Raw genomic sequence first — 4,865 nt, forward strand, 5'->3', positions numbered from 1 at the left:
CGGCATGCCCATCGGTGGCATTCCGTTCGGGACCTGGCCATTCGGCATCTGACCATTTGATCCCATCGGGCCGTTCGGTCCCATCGGTGGCATGCCCATCGGTGGCATTCCCATCGGTGGCATTCCGTTTGGCATCTGGCCGTTTGGTCCCATCGGCTGTGCATATCCATTCATTCTCGCATTATTTCTCATAACCTCGAGTCTGCTCACCTTAGGTGACTCACCTCGAAGTATGTGGCTGTTGCCACCCTTTGGAGCATTTGTGGAAAGCTCCTTCATCCTGTCTATCTCAGCAGCGTCTATGCCTGCTTCTGCAAGCATCGCCTTAACCTCGTTCTTCATGTCCGAGTTTGAAAATGTACCTCTCATATTCGCACAGTTTATAAGGCGTGCTACGTAATTGTCATTGTCATTCTCTGAGTATCTCGCATCAACTATCACCGACTTCACAAATGCTCTGACATCGTTGAGATCTGTCACTTCCTTCTGTACCGGAGCGACAATAAAGCAGACATCGTATGTCTCAGGCGATACAAATACACACTGCTCGTCCCTTGCAACATAGCTGAGCGAAACCATATTCTTACCAAACATCTCCAGTGCATGCAGAATGTTGTACAGAAGTGTGAGTATCTCCTTCTTGTTCATCTCCTGTCTCAGTATCTCCGCAAGAGGTTTCTTGTCATCGATCTGATAATTGAACACCCTGACTCCGGCATTCTCCTGCATGTCACACGGTGCCATCTCAGGCATAGATCCGCTTCTGCTCATATCATACACTTTAGCATCTATCACATCACTGATATCCAGACTGTAACTCACTCTGTAAGTTTCCCCCGCCGGAACTACAACAACCTTTTCTCTGTTCATTTTTTCAATCCCTTTCGTCTAAATCCGCATATTTTCCGTCAAAAATTATTTCTTCATTCAAACACCAAAAGCAGGTATTGCTACCTGCTCTTGTCCCACATCGTGGGTGGTGTATATTAACTTAATTTGAAGATAAAGTCCTCTCCACCGATGCTTATCATGGCATCGTTTGAAAGCTTCTGCTCTGCATTCTCATCCAGGCGCGCTCCGTTGAGATATGTGCCATTTGTCGCCTTGTTATCCTTCAGATAACATCCATCCTCTCTCTGGTAGATGATGACATGTACCTTGCTGATGGCACCATTACCACCGACATGGTAATCAACACCTCTTGCCGCCTTTCCTATCTTGAACACAGCCTTGTTGACCATAACTCGCTCGCCTGTGTTGACACGGACTATATATGGCATAGCCTTTGGAGCGTTCCTGTTAACCGCTGCCTTCTCAGGTTCGGTATCCTTAACTACGTTCATTCCTCCGGTCAGCTCAACAGTGCTTCCTGTGCCCTTCTGCTCAGGCTCCTCTGCCTTCTCCTTCACCGGATCCATATTCGTCTCAGGCTCCGGCTGGTCACCGTCCATGAACTGTGGTGCAACTATCTGTTCTGTAGGGTTATCTATCTGAGCTTCCTCTGTCTCAGCAACCGCCTTCTGTATGATCTTCGCACGGTTGATCTTGATATTCTTAACAACAGGTGGATTATCCATAAGCTCGTCCGTAGATATCAGAACCGGCTTCTGCTCATCCTTCTTGTCAAGCTCAACCTCCGTAACTCCATCGGCAGCCTTTGCAACCTCTGTAAGTCCTGATGGCTCATGTACTGCCATATCTGATGTGAGAGCCTCTGTCATGCCCTCCTCGTCATCCTCTTCTTCCTCATCAAGGCTCTCATCTAACTCGAGCTCCTCAAGAACGCTGTCATCAAATACCGACATATCTATCTCGCTTGATACATTCTCTTTCTTCGTCTCATCCGAATCAAGATCAAGATCCTTGAATATCGCATTCGCTGCGGCCGCCTCGTCACTGATCTCCTCTACCTCATCAAGCTCGTCTTCCTCATCATCGCCAAATGACACGTCCTCAAACTCAGGCAGATCATCCATACTTGTATCAGATGCCGCCGTGTCAACTGAAGACTGTGAAACCGACATATCTGAACCTATATCAACGAAGTTCTCCTCCACCTGCATTCCTGCAGACTCCATAAGCTCTGTGAGCTGTGCATAGAAGTTTCTCACTGTGAACTTATCCGCATTCAACAGATTGAGAAGCTTTGCCACATAGTTGCAATCCTCACTGTCATCATAAATAACGCTCGTCAGCAAGTCCTTTGCGAACATCCTGAATTCGGCATTGATATTGGCTTCTGACTCAACTGGAACACATAACATTCCAACATCGTATGTAACCGGATTAACATATGTAAACTCCTTGTGAAGAACCACATATGATGCCGGTATTCCAAGATCACGTAAATTAACTATACCAGAAGCTACCCCTCTGATTATCCCCAATATCTTCTCAGCATTTACCGTATTCGAAAGGAGTGCGTCAACCGTTGTCCTGCCTGTAACGTTATATGTAAGATAATCGTTCTCATCATCCTCTTCATAAATGATATCAATGAGCTCAGGAATCCGGTTCTCCTCCAGATAATCCAATAACTCCTCGTCAAACTCACAATCATCATTCAGAATATATGACAAATATTTCTCAGAGCCGATATTTCTTACCTTGAAACTTATTTTCCTCATCAAATATTCCTCCTATCGCACCTCCATAAGCGCATAACTAGATGCATAAAAACCCAAAAGGGTACATACTCCTTTATTATATATAAAAAGTCTATATATCGCAAGCAGTTTATACCCTTTTAGATAATTTTCGCTATATAATTTTGTCTATATTTTTTTACTCTGAATCAGTGCTTTCATCGGAGCCATCTTCTGATCCATCACCCTCTGTAGCTTCCTTTTCCGCCTTGGCTGCATCAGCCTTTTCTATGTCAGCAAGATGTCCCTCGTATGTCTTATTAAAGATACATGCTCCCTGGCTCTCATCTGATGTCAGGTAGTAGTAGTAATCATGCTTAACCGCATTCAGGACACCCTCTATGGATGCCTCGCCCGGATTACATATAGGGCCGACAGGAAGTCCTGTGTACTTGTAGGTATTGTACGGTGAATCAACCTCCAGATCATCATATGACAGTTCTGCCTGATTGTACTGACCGTCAGTCACAACATAGAGAACAGATGGATCTACCTGAAGAGGCATGTCATCATTCAATCTGTTGATAAATACTCCCGCAACCATCGCTCTGTCTGAATCCAGCTTACACTCCTTCTCAACTATGGAAGCCATGGTGAGAACCTCAAAATCTGTATATCCAAGCTCCTCTGCCTTCTTCCTGAAGTCATCTGTGTAAATGCTGTTAAACTTGTCTATCATGTCCTGTATGAGCTCCTTTGGAGTCATATCTGCATATATGTCGTAAGTAGCAGGGAACAGGAAGCCCTGTAATGCGTACTTGACTTCCGATGAAGGTATCTCAAACGGATACTCAAACTCTCCCGACTTGCACGCCTCAAGGAACTCCTTTGCAGAGCAGAAGCCCAGCTCCTCGCATCTGTCAGCGATCTGTTCAACCGTAAATCCCTCAGGAACTGTCAGTGTATATTTTACCTCTCTGGTCGACTCCACGTAACACAGAGTCTTTATCATATCCAATGTCGACATACCTGTTGTGAGTGTGTAAGTACCCGGCTGAAGACTGTGGCTGTACTGCGAGCCGGTCATTCTGAGCTGGAATGCAAGCTTATACTTTATAAGCCCCGCATCTTTAAGTATAGATGCTGCCTCCTTGACAGATGTATCCTCAGGTATGGTAACCTCGATCTTCTCTCCGCCGCCGGCACTGTAGGTGCCCTCGTATTCCTGCATAAATCCGGTATACGTCTCCTTAACCTTGTATACCCCGAACAGCACCAGACATACCGCCAGCGCTATTATAATAACGGGTCTTGCTATGTTTCTCCAATCCATCTCTTTCTCCTTCTGTATCTGCAAATTTCATTTGCCTGTTCTGTTAACTGATGTTATCATTACCCTATCTTATACCAAGAAAGGAATGATATACATGGCAAATCCAATAGTTACTATCACTATGGAAAATGGCGATGTCATGAAAGCAGAACTCTATCCTGACATTGCTCCAAACACTGTAAACAACTTCATCTCACTGATCAAGAAAGGCTTCTATGACGGAATAATCTTCCATCGTGTAATAAAAGGCTTCATGATACAGGGTGGAGACCCTCAGGGAATCGGCATCGGCGGTCCTGGATACTCAATCAAAGGTGAATTCTCACAGAACGGATTCAAGAACGATCTGGCCCACACTCCCGGAGTGCTGTCAATGGCCCGTTCCATGATGCCTGACTCAGCAGGTTCACAGTTCTTTATCATGCATAAGACATCTCCTCATCTGGACGGTGCTTACGCTGCCTTCGGTAAGGTTATCGAGGGACTTGACATCGTAGACAAGATTGCAAATGTGCCAACTGACTACAATGACAAGCCTCGTCAGGAACAGAAGATGAAGACTGTAACAGTCGAAACCTTCGGTGTTGATTATCCTGAACCTGTAAAGGCTTAATCGAAAGTATTATAACCCATATACAGGAATTTGAAAACAGAAAACCTGTTTATTAAACAAATTTAAAGGGAGAGCAGTACAGACGTCTTTTTGCATCTGTACCGTTCTCCCTTTATTATAGTTCACAGTCTCACAATATATCCTTCCTGTCAAAATACATAAGTCCACCGATCAAAGATATCAGGATCATCCCTGCCGAAAGCACCAGTCCGCTGGCCGGATTAACGCCGTCCACCTCTATATACGATGTCCTCTGCCACATGGTATAATTTCCCGGCAGATACCACACTGTATAGTAGGCCGACAATACATACATAGCACACACACCGGCAAA

Annotated in this window: 5 protein-coding genes; 1 reads left to right on the forward strand and 4 read right to left on the reverse strand. The window is 45.1% G+C overall.

Going from position 1 to position 4,865, the window contains the following annotated elements:
- The 3 genes from CCU_RS08665 to mltG all read right to left on the reverse strand — a co-directional run.
- A partial coding sequence (locus tag CCU_RS08665) for a DUF6382 domain-containing protein (RefSeq protein WP_208896121.1) occupies positions 1-870 on the reverse strand: 870 nt, incomplete at its 3' end.
- A 116-nt stretch (positions 871-986) separates the two neighbouring features.
- Positions 987-2,627, reverse strand: coding sequence for a DUF6382 domain-containing protein (locus CCU_RS08670; RefSeq protein ID WP_015534341.1), 1,641 nt, complete (start codon positions 2,625-2,627; stop codon positions 987-989).
- Between the two features lie 157 nt (positions 2,628-2,784).
- On the reverse strand, positions 2,785-3,918 hold the full coding sequence (gene mltG, locus CCU_RS08675) for an endolytic transglycosylase MltG (RefSeq protein ID WP_161171484.1): 1,134 nt from the start codon (positions 3,916-3,918) through the stop codon (positions 2,785-2,787).
- 94 nt (positions 3,919-4,012) lie between these two features.
- Between mltG and CCU_RS08680 the strand changes: the two genes are divergently transcribed.
- Positions 4,013-4,531 (forward strand): peptidylprolyl isomerase, encoded by a 519-nt coding sequence (locus tag CCU_RS08680; RefSeq protein ID WP_015534342.1) that lies wholly within the window; start codon positions 4,013-4,015, stop codon positions 4,529-4,531.
- A gap of 130 nt (positions 4,532-4,661) precedes the next feature.
- Here CCU_RS08680 and CCU_RS08685 read toward each other — a convergent pair.
- Positions 4,662-4,865, reverse strand: a 204-nt coding sequence (locus tag CCU_RS08685; RefSeq protein ID WP_208896122.1) for a hypothetical protein, incomplete at its 5' end; no start/stop codon positions are given.

Source organism: Coprococcus sp. ART55/1, assembly GCF_000210595.1.
GTDB lineage: Bacteria > Bacillota > Clostridia > Lachnospirales > Lachnospiraceae > Coprococcus > Coprococcus aceti.